The 20,733-nt window shown below is 35.9% G+C and carries 16 protein-coding genes and 2 pseudogenes; 5 read left to right on the forward strand and 13 right to left on the reverse strand.

The features are described 5' to 3' along the window. Positions 1-92: 92 nt before the first annotated feature. The 3 genes and pseudogenes from CP368_RS04005 to CP368_RS04015 all read right to left on the reverse strand — a co-directional run bounded on the left by CP368_RS04005 (position 93) and on the right by CP368_RS04015 (position 2,156). Positions 93-347, reverse strand: a complete 255-nt coding sequence (locus CP368_RS04005; protein ID WP_306424289.1) for a PTS glucose transporter subunit IIA — start codon at positions 345-347, stop codon at positions 93-95. Beyond that, a pseudogene (locus CP368_RS04010) lies at positions 335-955 on the reverse strand (MFS transporter); the annotation flags it as partial. The pseudogene CP368_RS04010 and the gene CP368_RS04005, both read right to left, overlap by 13 nt. A 193-nt stretch (positions 956-1,148) precedes the next feature. Continuing rightward, entirely contained in the window at positions 1,149-2,156 is a 1,008-nt protein-coding gene (locus tag CP368_RS04015) for a LacI family DNA-binding transcriptional regulator (RefSeq protein ID WP_087176775.1), read from the reverse strand. Between the two features lie 226 nt (positions 2,157-2,382). Here CP368_RS04015 and CP368_RS04020 point away from each other — a divergent pair, with 226 nt between their 5' ends. From CP368_RS04020 to CP368_RS04035, 4 genes are all read left to right on the forward strand, one after another. Further along, entirely contained in the window at positions 2,383-4,269 is a 1,887-nt protein-coding gene (locus CP368_RS04020; RefSeq protein WP_098036984.1) for a glycoside hydrolase family 2 TIM barrel-domain containing protein, read from the forward strand. Continuing rightward, positions 4,253-5,209, forward strand: coding sequence for a beta-galactosidase small subunit (locus tag CP368_RS04025; RefSeq protein ID WP_061204852.1), 957 nt, complete (start codon positions 4,253-4,255; stop codon positions 5,207-5,209). Before CP368_RS04020 ends, CP368_RS04025 begins: the two co-directional genes overlap by 17 nt. 102 nt (positions 5,210-5,311) lie before the next feature. Continuing rightward, entirely contained in the window at positions 5,312-6,304 is a 993-nt protein-coding gene (gene galE / locus CP368_RS04030) for a UDP-glucose 4-epimerase GalE (protein WP_098043812.1), read from the forward strand. Between the two features lie 132 nt (positions 6,305-6,436). Further along, complete coding sequence (locus tag CP368_RS04035) at positions 6,437-7,468, forward strand: LacI family DNA-binding transcriptional regulator (protein WP_098045775.1); 1,032 nt, start codon at positions 6,437-6,439, stop codon at positions 7,466-7,468. On the opposite strand, the pseudogene CP368_RS04040 reads toward CP368_RS04035, so the two are convergent. Together CP368_RS04040 and CP368_RS04045 are read right to left on the reverse strand one after the other, a co-directional pair. Continuing rightward, positions 7,461-9,658 (reverse strand): annotated as a pseudogene (locus CP368_RS04040) (alpha-galactosidase). The gene CP368_RS04035 and the pseudogene CP368_RS04040 sit on opposite strands and share 8 nt — an antisense overlap. Before the next feature lie 57 nt (positions 9,659-9,715). Beyond that, a complete protein-coding gene (locus CP368_RS04045; RefSeq protein WP_098043814.1) occupies positions 9,716-10,006 on the reverse strand; it encodes a GH32 C-terminal domain-containing protein in 291 nt (96 codons plus the stop codon). Here CP368_RS04045 and CP368_RS11025 point away from each other — a divergent pair. After that, a complete protein-coding gene (locus CP368_RS11025; RefSeq protein WP_087176499.1) occupies positions 10,005-10,229 on the forward strand; it encodes an AraC family transcriptional regulator in 225 nt (74 codons plus the stop codon). The genes CP368_RS04045 and CP368_RS11025 overlap by 2 nt on opposite strands. Before the next feature lie 45 nt (positions 10,230-10,274). On the opposite strand, the gene CP368_RS04055 is transcribed toward CP368_RS11025, so the two are convergent. From CP368_RS04055 to CP368_RS04090, 8 genes are all read right to left on the reverse strand, one after another. Continuing rightward, on the reverse strand, positions 10,275-11,483 hold the full coding sequence (locus CP368_RS04055) for an NAD(P)/FAD-dependent oxidoreductase (RefSeq protein ID WP_098045776.1): 1,209 nt from the start codon (positions 11,481-11,483) through the stop codon (positions 10,275-10,277). 20 nt (positions 11,484-11,503) lie between these two features. Beyond that, entirely contained in the window at positions 11,504-12,403 is a 900-nt protein-coding gene (locus CP368_RS04060; RefSeq protein WP_087235797.1) for a prenyltransferase, read from the reverse strand. Positions 12,404-12,437: 34 nt separating this feature from the next. Beyond that, the gene (ubiE, locus tag CP368_RS04065; protein WP_098043816.1) at positions 12,438-13,136 is read right to left on the reverse strand and encodes a bifunctional demethylmenaquinone methyltransferase/2-methoxy-6-polyprenyl-1,4-benzoquinol methylase UbiE; all 699 of its coding nucleotides are present in this window, start codon (positions 13,134-13,136) and stop codon (positions 12,438-12,440) included. Between the two features lie 10 nt (positions 13,137-13,146). Then, positions 13,147-14,895: a thiol reductant ABC exporter subunit CydC gene (gene cydC, locus CP368_RS04070; RefSeq protein WP_098043817.1), complete on the reverse strand. Its 1,749-nt coding sequence runs from the start codon at positions 14,893-14,895 to the stop codon at positions 13,147-13,149. After that, complete coding sequence (cydD, locus tag CP368_RS04075; protein ID WP_098036706.1) at positions 14,885-16,603, reverse strand: thiol reductant ABC exporter subunit CydD; 1,719 nt, start codon at positions 16,601-16,603, stop codon at positions 14,885-14,887. The genes cydC and cydD overlap by 11 nt, the downstream gene beginning before the upstream one ends. Continuing rightward, entirely contained in the window at positions 16,603-17,625 is a 1,023-nt protein-coding gene (gene cydB / locus CP368_RS04080; RefSeq protein WP_098036705.1) for a cytochrome d ubiquinol oxidase subunit II, read from the reverse strand. The genes cydD and cydB overlap by 1 nt, the downstream gene beginning before the upstream one ends. Further along, positions 17,626-19,059, reverse strand: coding sequence for a cytochrome ubiquinol oxidase subunit I (locus CP368_RS04085; protein WP_098045777.1), 1,434 nt, complete (start codon positions 19,057-19,059; stop codon positions 17,626-17,628). It lies immediately after the preceding gene. Between the two features lie 348 nt (positions 19,060-19,407). Next, positions 19,408-20,640, reverse strand: coding sequence for a lactate oxidase (locus CP368_RS04090; RefSeq protein WP_025005350.1), 1,233 nt, complete (start codon positions 20,638-20,640; stop codon positions 19,408-19,410). Positions 20,641-20,733 lie beyond the last annotated feature (93 nt).

The raw sequence follows: 20,733 nt of genomic DNA on the forward strand, positions 1-20,733 counted from the left end.
TTCAATATACAGAATTTAATTTTCAAAAGTGTTCAATTTGAAATTGCAATTTTCGATAAAAAATCAGTTAATGTTTTTCCCATTTTCTACCTCTACTTAAACTGTACATCAGCCACCTTTTGACCATGTTCAACAATTTTTCCTGCTGAAATTTTACTCATTTTTTCTACTCTACCAGGTTGGGTATAGAAAATTACTATTGTATCTTTGTAACCATTTTTAAGAGCTAAATCACGATCAAATTCTAATAGCAGTTCTCCTTTTTTAACCGTTTGTCCATCATCATAATATGATCCAAAACCTTCACCACGCAAATTTACTGTTCCTAGACCAAAAAGGCAAACCAACCCGGAGCACCCTCTTCATGCTTGCCAGTCATAGCATAAGTTACCCCAGTAACTAATGGCACAACGATAATAGTTAAGCCGTTCCAACCAATAGCACCTGAAAAAGTTCCTAAAGCAGTATAAATACCGCGGGCATGTGAATCTTCACTTAAGGCTGGAATCATGCCCCAATATGAAACATCTGACAATGAATAAAAAACATCAAAGCCGATATAAATGATCACAAATAAAATTGCAAATAGGATCCAACTTTTATGTGCTAAACCAAAAATACCGGTAAACAGAATTAACAATAATGCGGAACTGGCAACCGTACCAATAAAAATCCAGGGCTTAAACTTACCCCACCTTGTCTTGGTATTATCAACAATATTTCCTAAAACTGGGTCAATTACCAATTCTACAATTCTTACTAAAACCATCAACGCAGTAATTAATCCAATTAATTTATCTGCAACCGAATGATCCAGACCCGTAAACATGGCACTAGTGATAAAAATAATAAAATACGTACTCATTACGCCATAGAATGCGGCATGTCCTAAGTTACCCAAACAAAAGGACACATAGGAAATGATTTGTTTTCCTGAAACTTTACGATTATTCATCTTTTTTCTTCCTCCCAAATGAACCACTGCAATCGCTTACATGAAAGCAATATACGCTCTTTTGTTAACTAAATAAATCTTTTATTTATTATTACTAAAATATTTACTTTAAGAGCAAATAAAAAGAGAATGTGGGCTATTCACATTCTCTTTTTTATTTCTTATCAAAAAATATTTTTCTTTACTAAAAAATTTACTTTTCTTGGGGAACGAAGCTTTTTCGTACTACCAAATTAGTATTCATCCGGATATCAATCTTTGGTCGATCTGGACGGATAATTAAACGAGTCAAAGTATCAAGTGCCATATCAATCATTTCTTGTTGATTAATGTTGAAGGAAGAAAGTGGTGGCGAAACATATTTAACTACATTACTGTTATTAATACTCAAGATCTTAGTATCCTTAGGCACATTTACGTTTTCTTCGTTAAAGGCTTGTAAAACGCCAACGGCCAAGGTATCAGATGCGATCAAAAATGCTTCAGGTAAATCATTTTTGTATTTAGCTAAGACTTGTTTTCCCAATTTATAGCCATTTTCAACACTAAACGGTCCTTCAACACATGTCCATTTAGTATCCATACCTCTAGTTTTCATGTATTCAACGAAAGTAATTGAACGCAAATCATTTTCCTGAATATGATCATGCTTAGGACCGACACCACCAATAAAACCAATCTTATCAATGCCATTTTTGATAAACAAATCGATAGCATTTTTAACTGTCAATGGCAGATTAGGACGAATAGAATCAAATAACTCTGGAGCTGGATTTGTATCAACAAAAACACCATTAGGCAAAACTTTGTGTAACTTTACCAACTGTGCATTTTCAATTGGCTCTGCCCCTACTCCGATGAATCCTTGGAACAAAGACGCATTCTTGATCAAATCCTCTATGTCGTAAAAAGTTTTCATCTTCAGTGCATCTCGTTCCACCGTTGATACCAAAGCCTGCTTTAGTGAAGTAAAATACTCATCTTGTAATTGTTCCTTATGATTTACTCGATAAAGCAAAGCAATTGTTGGCTTAATTTTCTTTTCTTGATGATCTTCCCAATAGCCTAGTCTATTAGCAATCTCCAAAATCTTATTTTTAGTATCTGCAGTAATAGACAGGTTCGGATCATTATTTAATAAACGTGATACTGTTGCAGGAGAATAACCTGATTCCAGTGCAATTTCTTTAATTGTTGTCATAATTATTTCTTTTCTTTTTTATAAATTTTCTATCTTTATTATACAAAACATTAACTAAATTCCAATAAATAAAGTTTTAGTTATCTGCATTTACTAGGGCTTTGTAGCTAGTAAATTTTCCTGGCGAGCTGGAATAAATTCTTTATTTAATCTAATAAATACGTTACTTAGGTGCTATAATAAAACCGCTTTCAAGATATATTTTTAATAGAAACTAGGTCAGATTATGCAAGCAACCATTAATTGGTTAGACAACCCTGAAGTTTTCAGAGTTAATCAATTACCCGCTCATAGTGATCATCCCTTTTACAGAGATTATCGTGAGTGGCAAAAACAAAATAGCAGCTATCAGCAAAGTCTAAACGGACAATGGAGATTCCATTTTTCTCCTAATCCGATGGACCGCCCAAAACATTTTTATGAGCGAAGTTTTGACTCTTCAAATTTTGATTCGATCTCAGTTCCAAGCGAAATTGAATTAAACGATTATACTCAAAATCAATACACCAACATTTGGTATCCTTGGGAAGGCAAAATCTTCCGCCGTCCTGCCTACGCTCTAGATCCTAATGATCCTGAGGAGGGCTCTTTTAGTCAAGGTAAAGACAATACAGTTGTTTCATACATAAAGCAATTTGATTTAAAACCTGCTTTACTTGGAAAAAACGTCCATATTAAATTCGAAGGCGTTGAAAGAGCAATGTACGTATGGCTCAACGGTCATTTTGTAGGCTACGCTGAAGACAGCTTCACTCCTTCAGAATTTGATTTAACACCATACATTCAAGCCAAAGATAACCTTTTGGCAGTAGAAGTCTTTAAACACAGCACTGCTTCATGGCTGGAAGACCAAGATATGTTCCGCTTTTCCGGTATTTTCCGCTCAGTTGAATTGCTTGGCATCCCTGAAACGCATTTAAATGACATGGATCTTAAACCACGAGTTGCAGATAACTATCAGGATGGTATTTTTAATCTTAAACTTCATTTTACTGGCAAAAAGACTGGTTCAATTCATCTACTAGTCAAAGATGTTGTGGGTCATACCCTTTTAGAGAAAAAAGAAGCTCTTAAAGAAAACATTCAAATCAATGATGAAAAATTCGAAAACGTTCATCTTTGGGATAACCATAATCCATATCTTTATCAACTTTTAATTGAAGTTTATGATGAACACCAAAATCTGCTTGAATTAGTACCCTTCCAATTTGGTTTTAGACGAATTGAAATTAGCTCAGAAAAAGTTGTTCTATTAAACGGCAAACGTTTAATCATCAATGGAGTTAACCGCCACGAATGGGATGACAAGCGTGGCCGCAGCGTAACCATGACTGATATGACAACTGATATTAATACATTTAAAGAAAATAATATTAACGCAGTCAGAACATGTCACTATCCAAACCAAATTCCGTGGTATTATCTTTGCGATCAAAATGGGATCTATGTCATGGCTGAAAACAACCTTGAATCTCATGGTACTTGGCAAAAGATGGGACAGACTGAACCTTCTTATAATGTACCTGGCTCTATTCTGCAGTGGAAGGAAGCGGTAATTGATCGGGCACGCAATAATTACGAGACTTTCAAAAATCACACTTCTATTCTATTTTGGTCACTTGGGAATGAATCCTACGCCGGTGACAATATCATCGCAATGAATGAATTTTATAAATCACACGATGACACACGTTTGGTTCACTATGAAGGGGTTGTGCATCGTCCTGAATTAAAAGATAAAATTTCTGACGTTGAAAGCTGTATGTATTTGCCACCAAAACAAGTTGAAGAATACTTACAAAACGATCCACCGAAACCATTTATGGAATGCGAATACATGCACGATATGGGCAACTCAGATGGTGGCATAGGTTCATACATCAAGCTGCTTGATAAGTACCCACAATACTTTGGCGGCTTTATCTGGGACTTTATTGATCAAGCATTATTAGTTCACGATGAAATCAGCGGACAGGACGTATTGCGTTACGGTGGCGACTTTGATGATCGTCACTCCGATTATGAATTCTCTGGCGACGGTTTAATGTTCGCAGACCGCACACCCAAACCAGCAATGCAGGAGGTTAGATACTACTATGGATTACACAAATAAAAAATTGCATATTATTTACGGCGATGGCACATTTGGCGTGAATGGCCAAGATTTTCAATATATCTTTAGTTATGAGCGCGGCGGACTTGAATCTTTAAAAGTACACGGCAAAGAATGGCTTTATCGTGTACCTACTCCCACTTTTTGGCGAGCAACTACAGATAACGATCGCGGCAGCGGATTCAATCTAAAGGCCGCTCAATGGCTCGGAGCCGATATGTTCACTAAATGTACTGATATTCATTTAAAAGTAGATGAACATGATTTTCCTGAATTACCTATTGCTCCATTTAACAATAAATTCAGCAATCACGAATATGCAAGCAGTGCTCAAATTTCATTTACTTATCAAACTTTAACTATCCCTGCAACAAATGCAAAAATCATCTATAATATTGATGATGTCGGTCACATTAAAGTCACGATGCATTATTATGGTAAGAAGGGATTATCACCCTTACCTGTGATTGGTATTCGATTAATTATGCCAACTGCCGCTACTGGATTCGATTATGAAGGTTTATCCGGCGAAACTTATCCTGATAGAATGGCCGGAGCTAAAGAAGGTCGTTTCCATATCGATGGATTACCGGTTACCAAATATCTGGTTCCGCAAGAAAATGGCATGCACATGCAAACTAAAAAGTTAGTTATTAACCGTGAAGCCACTCAAAATAATTCTGATCAAACAAATGAAAAATTTAGTTTATCAATTCTACAAGATAAAAAGCCATTCAATTTTAGTTGTTTGCCTTATACCGCTGAAGAACTCGAAAATGCCACCCATATTGAGGAATTACCACTTGTTCGCAGAACTGTGTTAGTAATTGCAGGTGCAGTTCGAGGCGTTGGCGGCATCGATAGTTGGGGCTCTGATGTTGAGAGTGCTTATCATATTAATCCAGAATTAGATCACGAATTTTCATTTATACTCAATTAATTTTAAGCATTTTATTGAATTTAGTAAATCATTTACTAAATTGTGTGTTACAATGTAATCGATTTCAGTAAAAAGTTAACAACTATTAAAGGAGTTATACACATGAAAGTTTTAGTTATCGGTGGTGCGGGCTATATCGGCTCACATGCTGTTCGTAAATTAGTTAAAGAAGGCAATGACGTTGTTGTCTTAGATGCTTTGTACACTGGTCACAGAAAAGCTGTTGATCCTAAAGCCAAGTTTTATCAAGGCGACATCGAAGATACTTTCTTAGTATCAAAGATTTTGCGTGATGAAAAGATCGATGCAGTAATGCACTTTGCAGCTTACTCACTTGTTCCAGAATCAGTTAAAAAGCCTCTTAAGTATTACGACAACAACGTTACTGGTATGATTTCATTATTACAAGCTATGAATGATGCCAACGTTAAATACTTAGTCTTCTCAAGTTCTGCCGCAACTTATGGTATTCCTAAGAAATTGCCAATCACAGAAGACACTCCACTTAACCCTATCAATCCATACGGTGAAACCAAGATGATGATGGAAAAGATCATGGCTTGGGCTGACAAGGCTGACGGCATTAAGTACACTGCCCTTCGTTACTTCAACGTTGCTGGTGCTTCAAGTGACGGTTCTATCGGTGAAGACCACGCTCCAGAAACTCACTTGATTCCAAATATTTTAAAGAGTGCTATTTCTGGTGATGGTAAATTTACTATCTTTGGTGATGATTACAATACTAAAGACGGTACTAATGTACGTGACTATGTTCAAGTAGAAGACTTAATCGATGCTCACATTTTGGCATTGAAGCATATGATGAAGACTAACAAGTCAGATGTCTTCAACTTGGGTACTGCACATGGTTACTCCAACCTTGAAATTTTGGAAAGTGCTAAGAAGGTTACTGGTATTGATATTCCTTATACTATGGGACCACGTCGTGGCGGTGACCCTGATTCACTTGTTGCTGATTCAACTAAGGCAAGAACTGTTTTAGGCTGGAAGCCAAAACACGAAAATGTTGATGACGTAATCGCAACTGCTTGGAAGTGGCACAAGGGCCACCCAAAGGGTTACGAAGATAAATAAGATTATTATTTCTATACAACACACTGTCTAAACTATTTTATTATCTAAAAAAACACGCTTTAATAGCGTGTTTTTCTTTGGCTTCATTTAAAATGTTATAATTACGAAAAGAAGAAATATGAGGTGGCTTTTATGGCAAGTATTAGAGATATTGCGCGGATCGCTGGCGTTTCACCTGCAAGTGTATCCCACATTTTAAATAATGATCCTACTTTTCACATTAATGACGAAGCAAGAAAACGTGTAATTCATGTAGCAAACAAACTGCATTACAGCAAAGGCAAGAAAAAGCGGGGCCCTAAACAAAATGATCCGCAACTTTCAATTGCATTAATTATGCGTCATGACCATGCACGAGAAATAGATGATCCATATTTTCTTAATATGCATATGGGGATTAATGATGAAGCTAAAAAATGGCATTTAAGAATTGATCAACCTTTTAAGATGAATGATCAAGAAAAAGATTGGTCTATTTTAGCTAACTACGGAGCAGTATTAATTGAAGGTGAAATGACGCCTGAAGCTATAAAATCGATTCAAACCATCAATCATAATGTAATTTTTCTCGATGTCAACACTAATATTCTTAACTGCAATATTATTCGAAATGACTTCGTAGAAAAAACTACTTACATCTTGGATCTTCTTCATTCTCTTGGTCATGAAAATATTGTTTATATTGGTGGTAAATCTTCCATTATGGATTTAGACGGAAAAATCACTACTGAAAAATGCGACTTGAGAGAAACTCGTTATATTTCCTGGATGAAATTGCACAACTTGGATCAATATTGTCACTCTTTTATTACCGATTGGTCTGCAGATTCCGCTCTTAAAATTACTGATCAAGTCATTCATTTGAAAGAGCGGCCTACAGCAATTGTAGTGGGAAGCGATCCAATGGCACTAGGCGTTTACAAAGCTCTTAACAACCACCATATTTCTATTCCTGATGATATTTCAGTCGTAAGTTTTGATGATGTTGATATCAATCGCTTTTTAACTCCTACTCTTTCCAGTGTTTATATGGATACCAAAGAAATGGGTAAAACTGCAGTCCGTCTTGCTAAAGATTTAATTACTGAAAATATCAGTATTCCTCTAACTGTTACTTGTCACAGCAACTTAAATAAACGTGAATCAATCAAGGCAATCAATTGACTGCTTTAAAATGATACATTTTAGCCACAAAATCTTGATGGGCCGCCTCATCATAAATACCTGTGTCCATTAATTCATCGCCACCGATTATTTCATTGGTGGCGATATTTTTATAATCATATTCTGGATTCAAGCCAGCTAATTTAGGCTTAGTAAAGCTAGGCTGAGCTGAACTCAGAATATTTACTACAGTTAAAATTACATCACGTTTATCTGAACTAACTACTTCCCAAGCAGTCTGATTACTATTAAATGGCGACTTCAAACGATATAAAGTGCCAAATTGAGTAAGCTTTCTAATTTGCTTATATAAAGTTATTTGCTTTTTAACTTCTTCTTTTTCATCATCATTCAATTTAGTTAAATCAAGTTCATAGCCTAGGTATCCCCACATAGCTACAGCATCCCGTGTAGCTAATGGTGTTACTCTACCATTTTGTTCATTTGGACACACGGAAACATGTGAGGTCATCAATGATTGCGGATAAACTAGACTTGTGCCATATTGGATCTTTAATCTAGCAATCGCATCACTATTATCACTAGCCCAAATTTGCGGTGTGTAATAAGCCATACCAGCATCAAATCTACCGCCACCACCAGAACATCCTTCAAACAAAATATTAGGATATCTGGTCGTCAATTTTTCAAGCAAATCATATAATCCTAAAATATAACGATGATATGCTTCACCCTGCTCATCTGGCGTTAAATCTGCTTCATAAATGTCTTAGATATGACGATTCATATCCCATTTAATATAATCAATTTGATTTTGATCTAGGATCTTAACCATCTGGTCAAAATATTTTGTCGTACTTCTTTCCTCCCTAAATCAAGCACATATTGGTGACGATCTGGATTAGGAATTCTATTAGGAACATGCATCAAATAATCGGGATGTTTTTTATATAATTCAGAATCATAGGAAATCATCTCTGGTTCAAACCAAATACCAAATTTTAATCCTTTATTATGTACATAATCAATAAAATGACTCAAACCAGTAGGAAACTTTCTCTGATCGACAAACCAATCGCCTAAAGATGAATTATCCGCATCCCTGTGTCCAAACCAGCCATCATCCAAGACAAACATTTCAATCCCTAAATCCTTAGCTTGATCAACAATTGCTTGTAATTTCTTTTCATTAAAATCGAAATACGTTGCTTCCCAATTATTAACCAAAATAGGTCGAACCTTATTTTTGAATTTACTGCGAATAATATGGTCAAAAATCACTTGATGAAATGTCTGGCTCATTTGATTTATGCCATTTGGAGAATAAGTCATCAAAACTTCCGGAGTCTGAAAATCTTCATTTGGCTCCAGTTTCCAATCAAAATTAAAATCGTTTATCCCAATATTTAAACGGATTTGATTAATTTGATCTTTCTCAAGTTCAAACATATGATTACCTGAATAAACAAAAGTAAAACCATATGCGTCTCCTGCAAATTCATCTGTATTAGGTCTAACTAAAGCAAGAAATGGATTCATCTGATGACTGGAAGCGCCACGATGACTACCATAGACGCGAATCCCCTGATCAATCTTGCTTCTTTGCAGATGACGTTCATTGGCATGCGCTCCGGGCAAGGTAATTGCTTCAAAATCTTCATTGCCAAAATCAATTTGCATTGAAGCGGCTTTTCTTAAGTGAACGACTTCTTCTCCAGAATTAATTATTTTTACAGCTCTAGAAATAACTGGTAAATCTCTAAAAATTGTATAAAACAATTGATATTCCACCTGAGTTAATTGATCTTCAAGAGTAACAATCAAAGTTTGGGCTTCATCTTCGTCTTTAACCCAACTATGTGGCAAACCATTCAATTTTGGCTTCCCTGCAACTATTTCATAACTCTTATATCTTAACAAAATAGAATTTGAACTATTTTTTTGATATAAAACCGTTGCTGGTGTGCGATAATCCATTTCGCCTGCACTACTATATTCTTCAGGCAAAGTATCACGAGAAAACTCACGTCCTGGTACATCAGCCAAATTGCCTGAAAAGCCTCGAAGCAAACGGAGATATTTTAACTGTCCATGATATTTTCGAATTCTTTTACCAAAATATAAATGAGCTAAAGTAGCTCCCTGTTCCACTGAAAATAAATATGATATTTGTTTATTGTGTAAATGAAAAACTTTATTTTCTTCATCAACTGTAATTAAATTTTGCATATTTTTCTCCGTATTCTACTTACTAAAAAGGAGCATAGAACTTTCTATGCTTCTTTTTTATAGTTCAGCTGATCTTAATTGATAAATAGTACCTTCTACTTTAGCTTCACCATTTTCACTTGTTACAAAAATTCGATTAGCTTTTTCATCAGGAAAAACTCGCATTGAAAATACTTTTTTACCATCATCTAAGAAAATTTCAGCTGAAGATTCATCTTGTAAGATTCTAACTTTTATTTTTTGATCTAGATTTAAATGACAACTGCGACTATTGCCATAACTTTCACCAAAATGAACTCCGCAATTTCCGCGATCTATGATAAATTCTTGTTTTTTATGATTAAAAATTCAGGAGAAAAACTCTAATCAAAGTCCAGAACAATTTATAATCGATTACCGCTTAAAAAGAACAAGTGAACTACTAAAATCGGATTCTGGAACGATTTCTTACATTGCACTTTCTTCCGGTTTTCAAAGCTATCAGAGCTTTAATCGCCTTTTTCGTAAAAGATATCAGATTTCACCGACCGAATTCAGAAAGAAATATAATACCAAAACAAATAAGCGATGAATCATCAAAGATCCATCACTTATTTTATTTATGTAAATTTTTATTTTAATGATAAAAGTCAAAACGACCAATAGACAACGTTCCTTTAACGCCGCCGGTTTCAAAGATCGATTTATCAATAGTGATCTTCTTCATCACTGAAGCCCAATAGCCATATAATTTAACGCCTAATGCTAAGCCTACAGCACTTTTACCCAAATCAACCACAACACCTAAGTCATGGTAAACAAATGGGTTAGGACGACTATAGCCATTCACTCTCGCATAAATATCATCGGCTGCATAATTAGCCATAGATAAAGCTAATTGACCAGTATTTGGCAAAGGCCAGCTCTTTCCTGGTTGTGGCACTGAAGCAACATCCCCTAAAACATAGATGTCTTCACTTTCAGGAGCTGTTAAATGATCAGTTACTGTAATCTTGTCACGTTGTCCCTTAAAACCAGAGTCCGCAATTACTGGATTACCACTAAAGCCCATCATCCAAATTATGTTATTAGTTGCCAACTTCTTTTCTTCAGCTTGATCACCAATCTTATAGCAAACGCCATCCGCTTGAATTTGACTAATGCGCGCTTGATTAATGATATCAATATCATTTTCTTTGATCTTATTCAAAGCATAATTACATTGCTTATCGCCAAACATTGGCAACATTCTCTTAGAGCTATTAAACATCTTGATTTTGATTTGATCAGGACTAACTCCTGCTAATTTGGCAAAACGAGGTCTATTCATAGCTATAGCGTTGGTTACTTCTACTGCCTGAAAGCCTGACCCACACATTGTTATTACCAAATCATTCGGATTCTTAGTCTTTTTATAATCACGCATGCTTGCATACAGATGATTCCGAATAGCCTCGGCAGATTCCACATTATACATAGGCAATGCATGTTCTTGCACGCCATCGATTCCAAATGTGCTTAACGTAAAGCCTAATCCAATTACACAATAATCATATTTTAAAGGAGTATGCTTGGCTAATTCTACCGTTTTATTTTGGTAATCAATTTTCTTAACTTCATCTTGGATAAAGGTAGTCATCTTTGGATTAATCACATCTGCTACTGGATACGATATTGCGGTGTATGGCGCTTCACCAGATACCACGTCATACAAACGGAATGTCTCACAGTGAAATGGATTGCGATCAACTAAAATAATCTTAACTTCTTCACGCAATTTTTTTTGCAGTTTAACGACGGTCTTAATGCCGGCAAAACCAGCACCTAATACAACAACCTTTTTCATGATTGAATCCTCCTACTCTTTTAAAATATAATTCCTAAGAAATATGTAAATAGATATGCGGCAGACCCTACTAACAGTGTTTTAACACCGGTACTAAAGGTTTCCGTTTTAACTTGTTTATGAATAATTATCTTATTTTGTTGATAGATAAATGGAACGATTAAGATCGTTAGCCAAACAGTTTTTGGTGCAAGTCCCAAGAAAGGTAAAATTCCAATAATCAAAAATGCCAATACATTTTTGACGGTTAAAGCGATTAATCCGCCCTTTTTACCAATAAAATGAATGATAGTCGTACGGTGATTATCTTCGTCTTCTTGAGCATCACATAAATTGTTGGTCAGCATTAAATTAGAGATCCATAATTCATCTGCCAGAGCTACCAAAAAGATTTGTCCAATAGTTAACCAATTCCAGGTAAAGACTTGATAGGTATTAAGGTATACGCTCAGTAAAACAATCATAAAGCCCATGGTGAAACCGGAAAATAGCTCGCCTAATGGCAAACTTGAAATTGGATGCAGACCAAACGAATATAGATACCCAACGGCAAAACAGAAGATACCCATCCATAAAACAGGCAACCCAGCTTGACTTACAAGATAAAGACCTAACAATGCCGAAATCACACTAAATCCGATTATTAAACCCAAAACCAACTTAGGGTTAATATTTTCTCGACCAATGATATTAGTTTTTTCTTGGTAACTCTTACTATCCGCATGATAATAATCGCAATAATTGTCAAACATATCGACAACCATATTGAATAAAAACATCGCAATAAAGAAGATTAAAGCTAGCTGCCAATTTAGTTGATGATAATAAAATTTACTAAAGCACATTCCTAACAAAAATGGTATTACACTAGCTGTCTTGGCCTTAATTTCAATTAATTCCAAAAATACATTTAAAGCCATTAGCCCACATCCTTTCGATACATCTAATTTTTATCTATTTAATTCCTATATGAATCGCTGCCGCTCCACCAGTTAATTTCTTAACCGCGACATGACTAAATCCATTTTTAACTAATAATTGCTTTAATTGTTGAGCAGATAAAAATTCTTTACTTGTTTTAGATAAATATTGATAATCTCGCACATTGCTCTTAACCAGCTTTGCCCAATAAGGGAAAATTTCAAAATACGCACGCCAACCTAATTTAATGATCTGATTATTAGGCTGCGACATTTCTAAAATGGCAAATTGTCCGCCAGGTTTTAAAACCCGATAAGCTTCTTTAATGGTCTTTTCTGCATCGGGCACATTGCGTAAGCCAAAACAAATGGTAACACAATTAAAACTTCTCGCCGCGAAAGGCAAATTCATTGCATCCCCGTTAACTAATTTAACTTTCGGTTGCAAATGCTTTTTCACTATCTTTTCGTGGGCCAGTTTTAACATTGCTTGATTAAAGTCTAGGCCAGTTACCAATTTAACTTTTTTCGCTAAAGCAATAGTAGAATCGCCAGTGCCACAACATAAATCTAAACATTGATCTGTGCTTTTCAAATTTAATCTGGTTAAAAATTGTTTCCGCCAAATATTCTGGATGCCCAAACTGACCATATTATTCATCAAATCATAATTGGGAGCAACGCGGGTAAATAAATCATTAACGTCTTTTTCAGGTACTTTATTTGTTAACATTGCTTTTTCCTCACAGACCTTGATCTGCTCTCTTTAATTCACGATAACGCTGCTCAGTTTGCCACAACTCTTTTGGACTGCCTTGCATATAAATTTTCCCATCTTCTAGGAAAATAACCTGATCCATTTGATCAATTCCCTGCAAGTGGTGTGTAATCCAAATCAAAGTTTTTCCTTTAAGCTGAGTCATAAAAGTATCGATCACAGCTTGTTCAGTAATAGGATCTAATCCTACTGTTGGCTCATCAAGCAATACAATCGGCGTATCTTTTAACAAAATTCTTGCCAAAGCCAAGCGGTGACGCTCACCACCTGAAAAACGTAAACCTGCTTCATCTACTTCTGTTTCTAAACCCTGCGGCAGTTTTTCAACCATTTGATCTAATCCTACTCGTCTTAACACATCCCACAATTGATCATCTGTAGCATCTTCATTTCCTAAGCGGAGATTATTGCCAATTGTTGTGTTAAACAAGTAAGGATTTTGATTAATTATACTGAAATAATTAGCAATCTGATCACCAAATTGATCTGTCGAAATTCCATTTAGCGTAATACTACCGCTATCAGGAGTACGATCTCCACGCAATAATGAAGCGAGCGTGCTTTTACCAGCACCACTACGTCCTAAAATTGCTAACTTTTCACCATTCTTAATGGTTAAATTAAGACCGTGCAAAATCTCTTTATCAGTCTTGGGATAAGTATAATGCACATCCTTAAAATCAATTTCATATGGAGCCTTAAGGGTAATTGCTTTCTTATTTTCAACTTCTGGTCCAGGTAAATTATTTAATCGATTTAACGAATCCTTATAAATATTTGTTTCCTGAGCTGCGGCTGGCAATCCCGCAAAGGCTGACACGGTTGGAAATAGTGCCAATGCAAACGCTGCAATCCAGTTTGTATAATAGGTATCTCTTTGACCAAAGCGAAACATGCCCCAAATTATCAAACTGACAATCGCTAACAGATATACTAGCTGAAAAGTATAATCACGCCAACGTTCAAACTTTTTCATCACCTGATCAACTTCAAAAAGTTCTTGTTGATCTTTAACATGGAGCTTCAAAAAGGCTGAACCACGACCGGATAAAACCCAATCGTTGACACCCATCACGTTATCTGTCAGATCAGCATACAGTTTATCTTGCATCTGCTTTTCATAGGTCTGTCTAGCTCCGTTTACAAGCACTGACCAAATTGGAATAGCAAAAATAATTAAGCCAAAAACTACTAGCATCCATAATCCCATTAATGGAGATAGCCAACCTAAGCCAATTACAATAATTGCATATAGGCCCCAAGCTACCATCATTGGAAAAATAGATCTTAAATACAGGTTTTGAATGTGGCTAACATCATCAGACAATAAGCCTAAGATATCGCCTAGTTGATACTTACTATTAAAATTAGTAGCATCCCGTTCCAACGAATCATAAAGCTGCTGGCGGAATTTGGAAGTCATTCTAAAGACCCAGTTATGACTTACTAACCGTTCAACATAACGGACAGCTGGACGGAACACACCAAATGCTCTGGTCAAAACTATCGGTACATAAACTAGTAAAATATTTTCAGGTCGTGCAGCAGATCTACTAATCAAGTAACCTGCGCAGAACATCAATCCTCCACCGCAGAAGAACGTCAAAATACCCAAGAAAATTGCTAAGATCAAAGTTTTTTTGTAGCGCTTTAAGAAAGGACGAACCCAACGATCATTTTTTAGAGCTTTTAAAATTGGAATCCTATTGATCATTGCTTTCGCCTCTCATTCCGTGAATTAAATCAATAAAGTAACTATTATTTGCCTGCAAATCTGCAAACGTTCCCTGACCTACTAGCTGTCCATGATTCATGACTAGGATATAATCCATTTCTTTTAACCAGTGCAACCGGTGAGTGGCAAAGAAGACCAGGCGCTTTTGCATTAAAGGCAACATTTTAGTCTTCAAATCAATTTCAGTTTCAATATCTAAGTGAGCAGTTGGCTCATCAAAGATCATCACTTTACGTTTAGGATCTAGAAATGCCCTTGCTAAAGCAATTCTTTGCGCTTGACCACCAGACAAAGCTCTTTTACCTTGACCGATAACCGTATCTAAGCCCTTAGGCAAGTCGTTTAATAAATCATCTAATCCCATGACATGAATAGCCTGCAATATTTCTTGATCAGTTGCTTCAGGGTGATAAAAAGCAATATTTTCACGTAAAGACTTTGAAAAAACATATGGCTGTTGCGGAATGTAGATTAATTGCCTCTGCCAATCAGGGATGTTCATCGTGTTAGTTTTATGACCTTCTATTTCAATATCAGCTTGACTTGGTGTTAAAAAGCCACTAATTAGGTTAATCAAAGTACTCTTACCAGAACCACTCATACCGATAATTCCGATTTTTTGATAGCCTTTAATCTTAAAATTAATTGGTCCAATTTCTGCACCCTTTAAATAATTGAAACGCAGGTCATTAATTATTAACTCATCATTTGCACTCCAGTCAGTTAATGCAATTTTCTTTACAGGTTCTTTCGGAGCAGCGATTAACTCATTAATTCTCTTAAACGCATTTTTTCCATTTAGAGTGGCATGAAAATCGCCTGCAAAATCTCGGATTGGTAAGAAAAAGTCTGGTGCTAAAATCAAGATCCCCAAAGCAGGAAATAAATTGATTTTTCCATTCATCAAATCAAAACCAAGAAAAACTGCAATGATAGCAATTGATAAAGTAGTAAAGAAATCAAGAGCAAAAGTTGAAAGCATTGCGACTTTTAACACTGCCATTGTTTTCTTGCGAAAGTTTTCACTTAAACGATAAATACTTTTTGAATAGCGCTTGCTTAGGCCCAAATATTTTAGTGTATCAATACCACGTAAGGAATCAATAAAATTATTTGATAAAACCTGGAAACGACCAAATTGTTTAATCGCCTTATCTTGTGCTGCATGTCCCAAAATTATCATGAAAAGAACAATTAAAGGATACATCAAAAGCAGAATTACTGCAGAAAGCCAATTTAAACAAAGCATGCAGATAAACACTATGATCGGAACGATCATCATCGTAAGGACTTTGCTATAAATCAGTTTGACATATTGTCGAACCTCATCAACTCCATCCAAAGCCATCGTAATCAAGCTACCCGTTCCCTGCTTTTGAACTAGAGCTTGTCCTTCATTAAATACTTTGGTTAAAAGTTTTTCTCGTAAGTCTTCTGCAATTTTTCCAGAATATTTATTTAAAATTGCATCCCTAATAGTATTAATCAATTGACGCAAGGCAAAGCATACAATAAATAGCAATAATAATAGCCAATTTAAAGCATGACCTTCCCAAAGTCCCGTCAAAACTGCACTTAATGCCAAAGCCTGACCAATTATGAAAAAAGCCTGCAGAATCTCAATCACTGCAAGCTTTCTCATGATTGCACTAGCGCCAGCAAGTTTGAATAGCTGTCGATCAATCATTATTTAACCTCTCCAATTTTAGGCATTGCAATCCGCTTGCGGAAAATCCAGTAAGCCCAGATTGTGTAAGCCAAAACACAAGGTACCAAGATTACAGTAGCAATTGTCATTACAACTAAAGTGTAATTTGATGATGATGCACTTTGGATCATCAAATCGTATTTGCTACTAATTGATGAGATCATTACTCTTGGGAACAATCCGCAGAAGATTAATGCTACCAATGAAATCAAGGTAAGACCACTAAATGTAAGAGCGGTACCTTGCTTGTTCTTAAAGGTTGAAACGTGTGCTGCAACTGAGAAGCCCACGATTAAAGCTAGGCAGATTAGAGTCAAAATTGGATGAACCTTTAAGAAGTCTGTTTGGAAGAATAATAGTAAAGCAAAAATAACTTCACCAATATAGAGTACCCAGTAAAGTGCATGAGCATAATTTTGGGCACGATCTGAAATTACGCCTTTTGTCTTTAAAGTAATATAGTTCAAACCATGTAAGTAGCAAAGAAGTGTTAAAGCAACACCACCTACTACTGAGAACCAGTTAATGTAATCGAAGAAATGACCATAAATATTACCATTTGCATCGATTGGCATCCCTTTAATCATTGAGATAAACATGATTCCGAAGAAGAATGGAACAAGGAAACTCCCGATTGCCATTATGTTATCCCAAATATGACGATGGGCTGCACTACTCTTTGACCTAAACTCAAAGGATACACCACGAATAATTAAGCCAACCAAGATAATCAGCAAAATAATGTAGTATCCTGAAAATAATGTTGCATACCAATATGGGAATGATGCAAACATAGCACCACCTGCGGTAATAAGCCATACCTCATTACCATCCCACACAGGTCCAATAGTTCTGACAATTTGAGTTCTTTCGGCATCATTATAAGCTAATGTTTTTACAGCCATTCCCACACCGAAGTCAAAACCATCCAGGAAGAAGAAGCCGGAAAACAAAACGGCTAATAAGATAAACCATAATATTTGCAAAACTGACGCTGACATTTAAAAGGCCCCCTTTGCAAATGGATCAGTAGCTCTCTTTTCGTCTCCAGCTTTTTCCCATTCTTCTGGGTCATTACGCAAGAAGCGAACAGTTAAAGCAATCATTACAATTGCCAAAATTGTAAACAATGAGAAGTAAACAATATTGGAAATTAACAATGATGTTGCTGATACACTTGGTGATACACTTTGTGCAATAGTAAATAGTCCATAAACAGTCCATGGATAACGACCAAGTTCAGTAATTAACCAACCTGCAGTATTAACAATAAATGGTGAGAAAGTCAAAATTGCCAGTACCCATAGACACCAACGATGGCTGTAAAGACTTTCTTTGCCTTTGCGTGTCATGATCAATCCTACAATTGAAACTAAGAATAATAATGCAGCAAAGCCACACATTACACGGAATGACCAGAACAAAGTGTTAGCTGGAACATAATAATCCATCTTATGGTTGTCAATCTTAGTTCCATATCTCTTTTCAAGTTGCTTATTAACTTCTTTCATACCAGTTACGGCGCCTATGGTCTTGTGGTATGAAAGAATACTCAATACATCGGGAATATCAATGTTTCCTTTCATGTCATGAGTCTTAGGATCGACATAGCCAACTACAGTCCATGGTGCTTTTTCACCGGTCGTAGTCGTTACACCTTCTGCTGCAGCGAACTTCATTGGTTGTTCATGAACCAAATATCTCATTTGGAAGTCACCGGCAACAAACTCACAAGATGAGAAAATTAACATTAAAACCAATCCTAAACGAATAGTTTTATGATAAATCTTCTTGTTAACATCTGATATGCTACGCTTTTTAAGTAATTGGAATGCAGCTAAACCTGTAAGAACGGTAGCACCGGTAAGCAATGCACCAAAAATTACGTGAGTATATTCATATAATAATTGACGGTTGCTAAGCAATGCACCAAAGTCAACCATGACTGCACGACCACCGCGGATACTAAATCCAACGGGATGCTGCATAAATGAGTTAGCTGTCAAAATCCAAAGTGCTGAAGTTAAAGTACCAAAGACAATCATCCATGCAAAGAATAGGTGCAAGCCCTTCTTTACACGATCCCAGGTAAATAACCAAAGACCAATAAATGTTGATTCAATAAAGAATGATAGCAAGGCTTCAAATGCTAATGGAGCTCCGAAAATATCACCCATGAATCTTGAATAATCTGACCAATTCATACCGAATTGGAATTCCTGAATTAATCCAGTTACCACACCAACGGCGAAAGTTAAGAGGAAGACATTTCCCCAGAATTTAGTCATTTTGCGATAATTAGGGTTTCCAGTGTGGACATACATTGATTCCATAATCGCAACCACGAAGATTGTACCAATTGTAAATGGTACAAAGAAGAAGTGGAATATGGTCGTCATTGCGAATTGGAAACGTGCTAAACTTAACACATTCATAATTACGCCTCCATAAAATTCTAAACTCCCTAATCTTTTAATAGGCTCACTTATAGTGTATACCTCTTAAAAAGTCTTTCAAGTCGGGAAATAATGCGTTTTCAGTAGTGTTATCTTATTTTATTCTAATTTTTCACTTTAGGCCTTACAACAACAGCTGTTATTATTAGTATTTATAAATTATTCAGCTTTATTCCTCATAAAATTTTTTAAAAATGTTTTTATGTTATTAAATAATCGGTTCTTTTTAATCAGATAATCGTACTTATATCAGTATTAGTTAAGAAAGTGACCTACTAAAAATAAAAAAATCATCTTATTAAAAGAAGATTTTTTTAAATTAGTTATTTAATGCTCTGATGCTCCTGACGTTGCATCAGAGGCACCATTTGTCTTAATTTGATTATCGGCTGTCTTTGGATATGGCTTCATTCTGTCAGGAGAAGTAATTGAATCCAAATTATCTGCAGTGTAATTAATATGTGCAATTTTAGCATGTTTAACGTCTTCAATAGTCTTGCATCCTGTTAATTGCATATCGATCAACAATTCTTTGTCTAATTGATCAATTACACTTTGAACACCTGGTGCTCCACCTAAGGCTAAACCATAAAGATATGGACGACCGATACCAACCATATCGGCACCCAATGCTAATGCTTTAAAGACATGTGAGCCACGACGTACGCCGGAATCAAAGATAATTGGTACCTGGTGGTTAACAGCCTTGGCAATTGCTGGCAAAACATCAATAGCTGCAGGACCACCATCTAATTGACGGCCACCATGGTTGGTAACATAAATACCATCAGCGCCAGCACCCATTGCTTTATAAGCATCTTCAACAGATTCAACACCCTTAACAATTACAGGTAAGCCAGTTTCTTCCTTAATGCGACGAACATCTTCAGGACCAATCTTTTGAGCTGATGAAGCATACATTTGAGCTACACTTTGTCCTTCACCCTTACCATCAAGATAGCGGGTAAAGAAGTCCAATGGAACTGGATAAGTAAATTTAGTTCTCAAGTTAGCTTCACGATAACCTGATACTAAAGCATCAACAGTCAAATAAATGCCCTTATAACCTGTCTTTTTAATTGCATCAAAGACCATTTCGTTAAATTTCCAATCCTTACTTAAGTAAAGTTGGAAAAATCTTGGAGCATCTGGAGCGGCTTTAGCAATATCTTCAACACTCTTGTTAGCATAGGTACTTGATGCAAACAATGCACCAGCAGCTGCAGCACCCTTTTGCGTATCAACTTCAGCCATTGTATGTGCAATTCCGTGACATGCAATTGGTGAAATCATTACTGGAGTCTTGAGCTTCATCCCCATGAATTCAGTAGCTGTAGAAGGATTTTCCATGTCAGTTAAGGCACGAGGAATAATTTGCCAATGATTAAAGGCTGCGGTGTTATTACGCCATGTCCATTCATTCTCTGAACCAGAAGCAATGTAGTAATATGCCCCTTCTGGCATAATTTTCTTAACTCTTTGTTCAAGTTCATCGACATTAATCATATGCAAATATTCTTCCCGATCGCTTTGTGGGAATCCTTTGTAATATACTGTCATATCTTGTGCCTCTTTCTACATAAATTTTATAAATCTGTTCAGCTTTCATTATTACACCAAAACATTATTTTTGTTAATGAAAAGGCTTACAAG

The organism is Lactobacillus sp. UMNPBX17 (genome assembly GCF_002553735.1).
In the GTDB taxonomy this organism is placed as follows: Bacteria; Bacillota; Bacilli; order Lactobacillales; family Lactobacillaceae; genus Lactobacillus; species Lactobacillus gallinarum.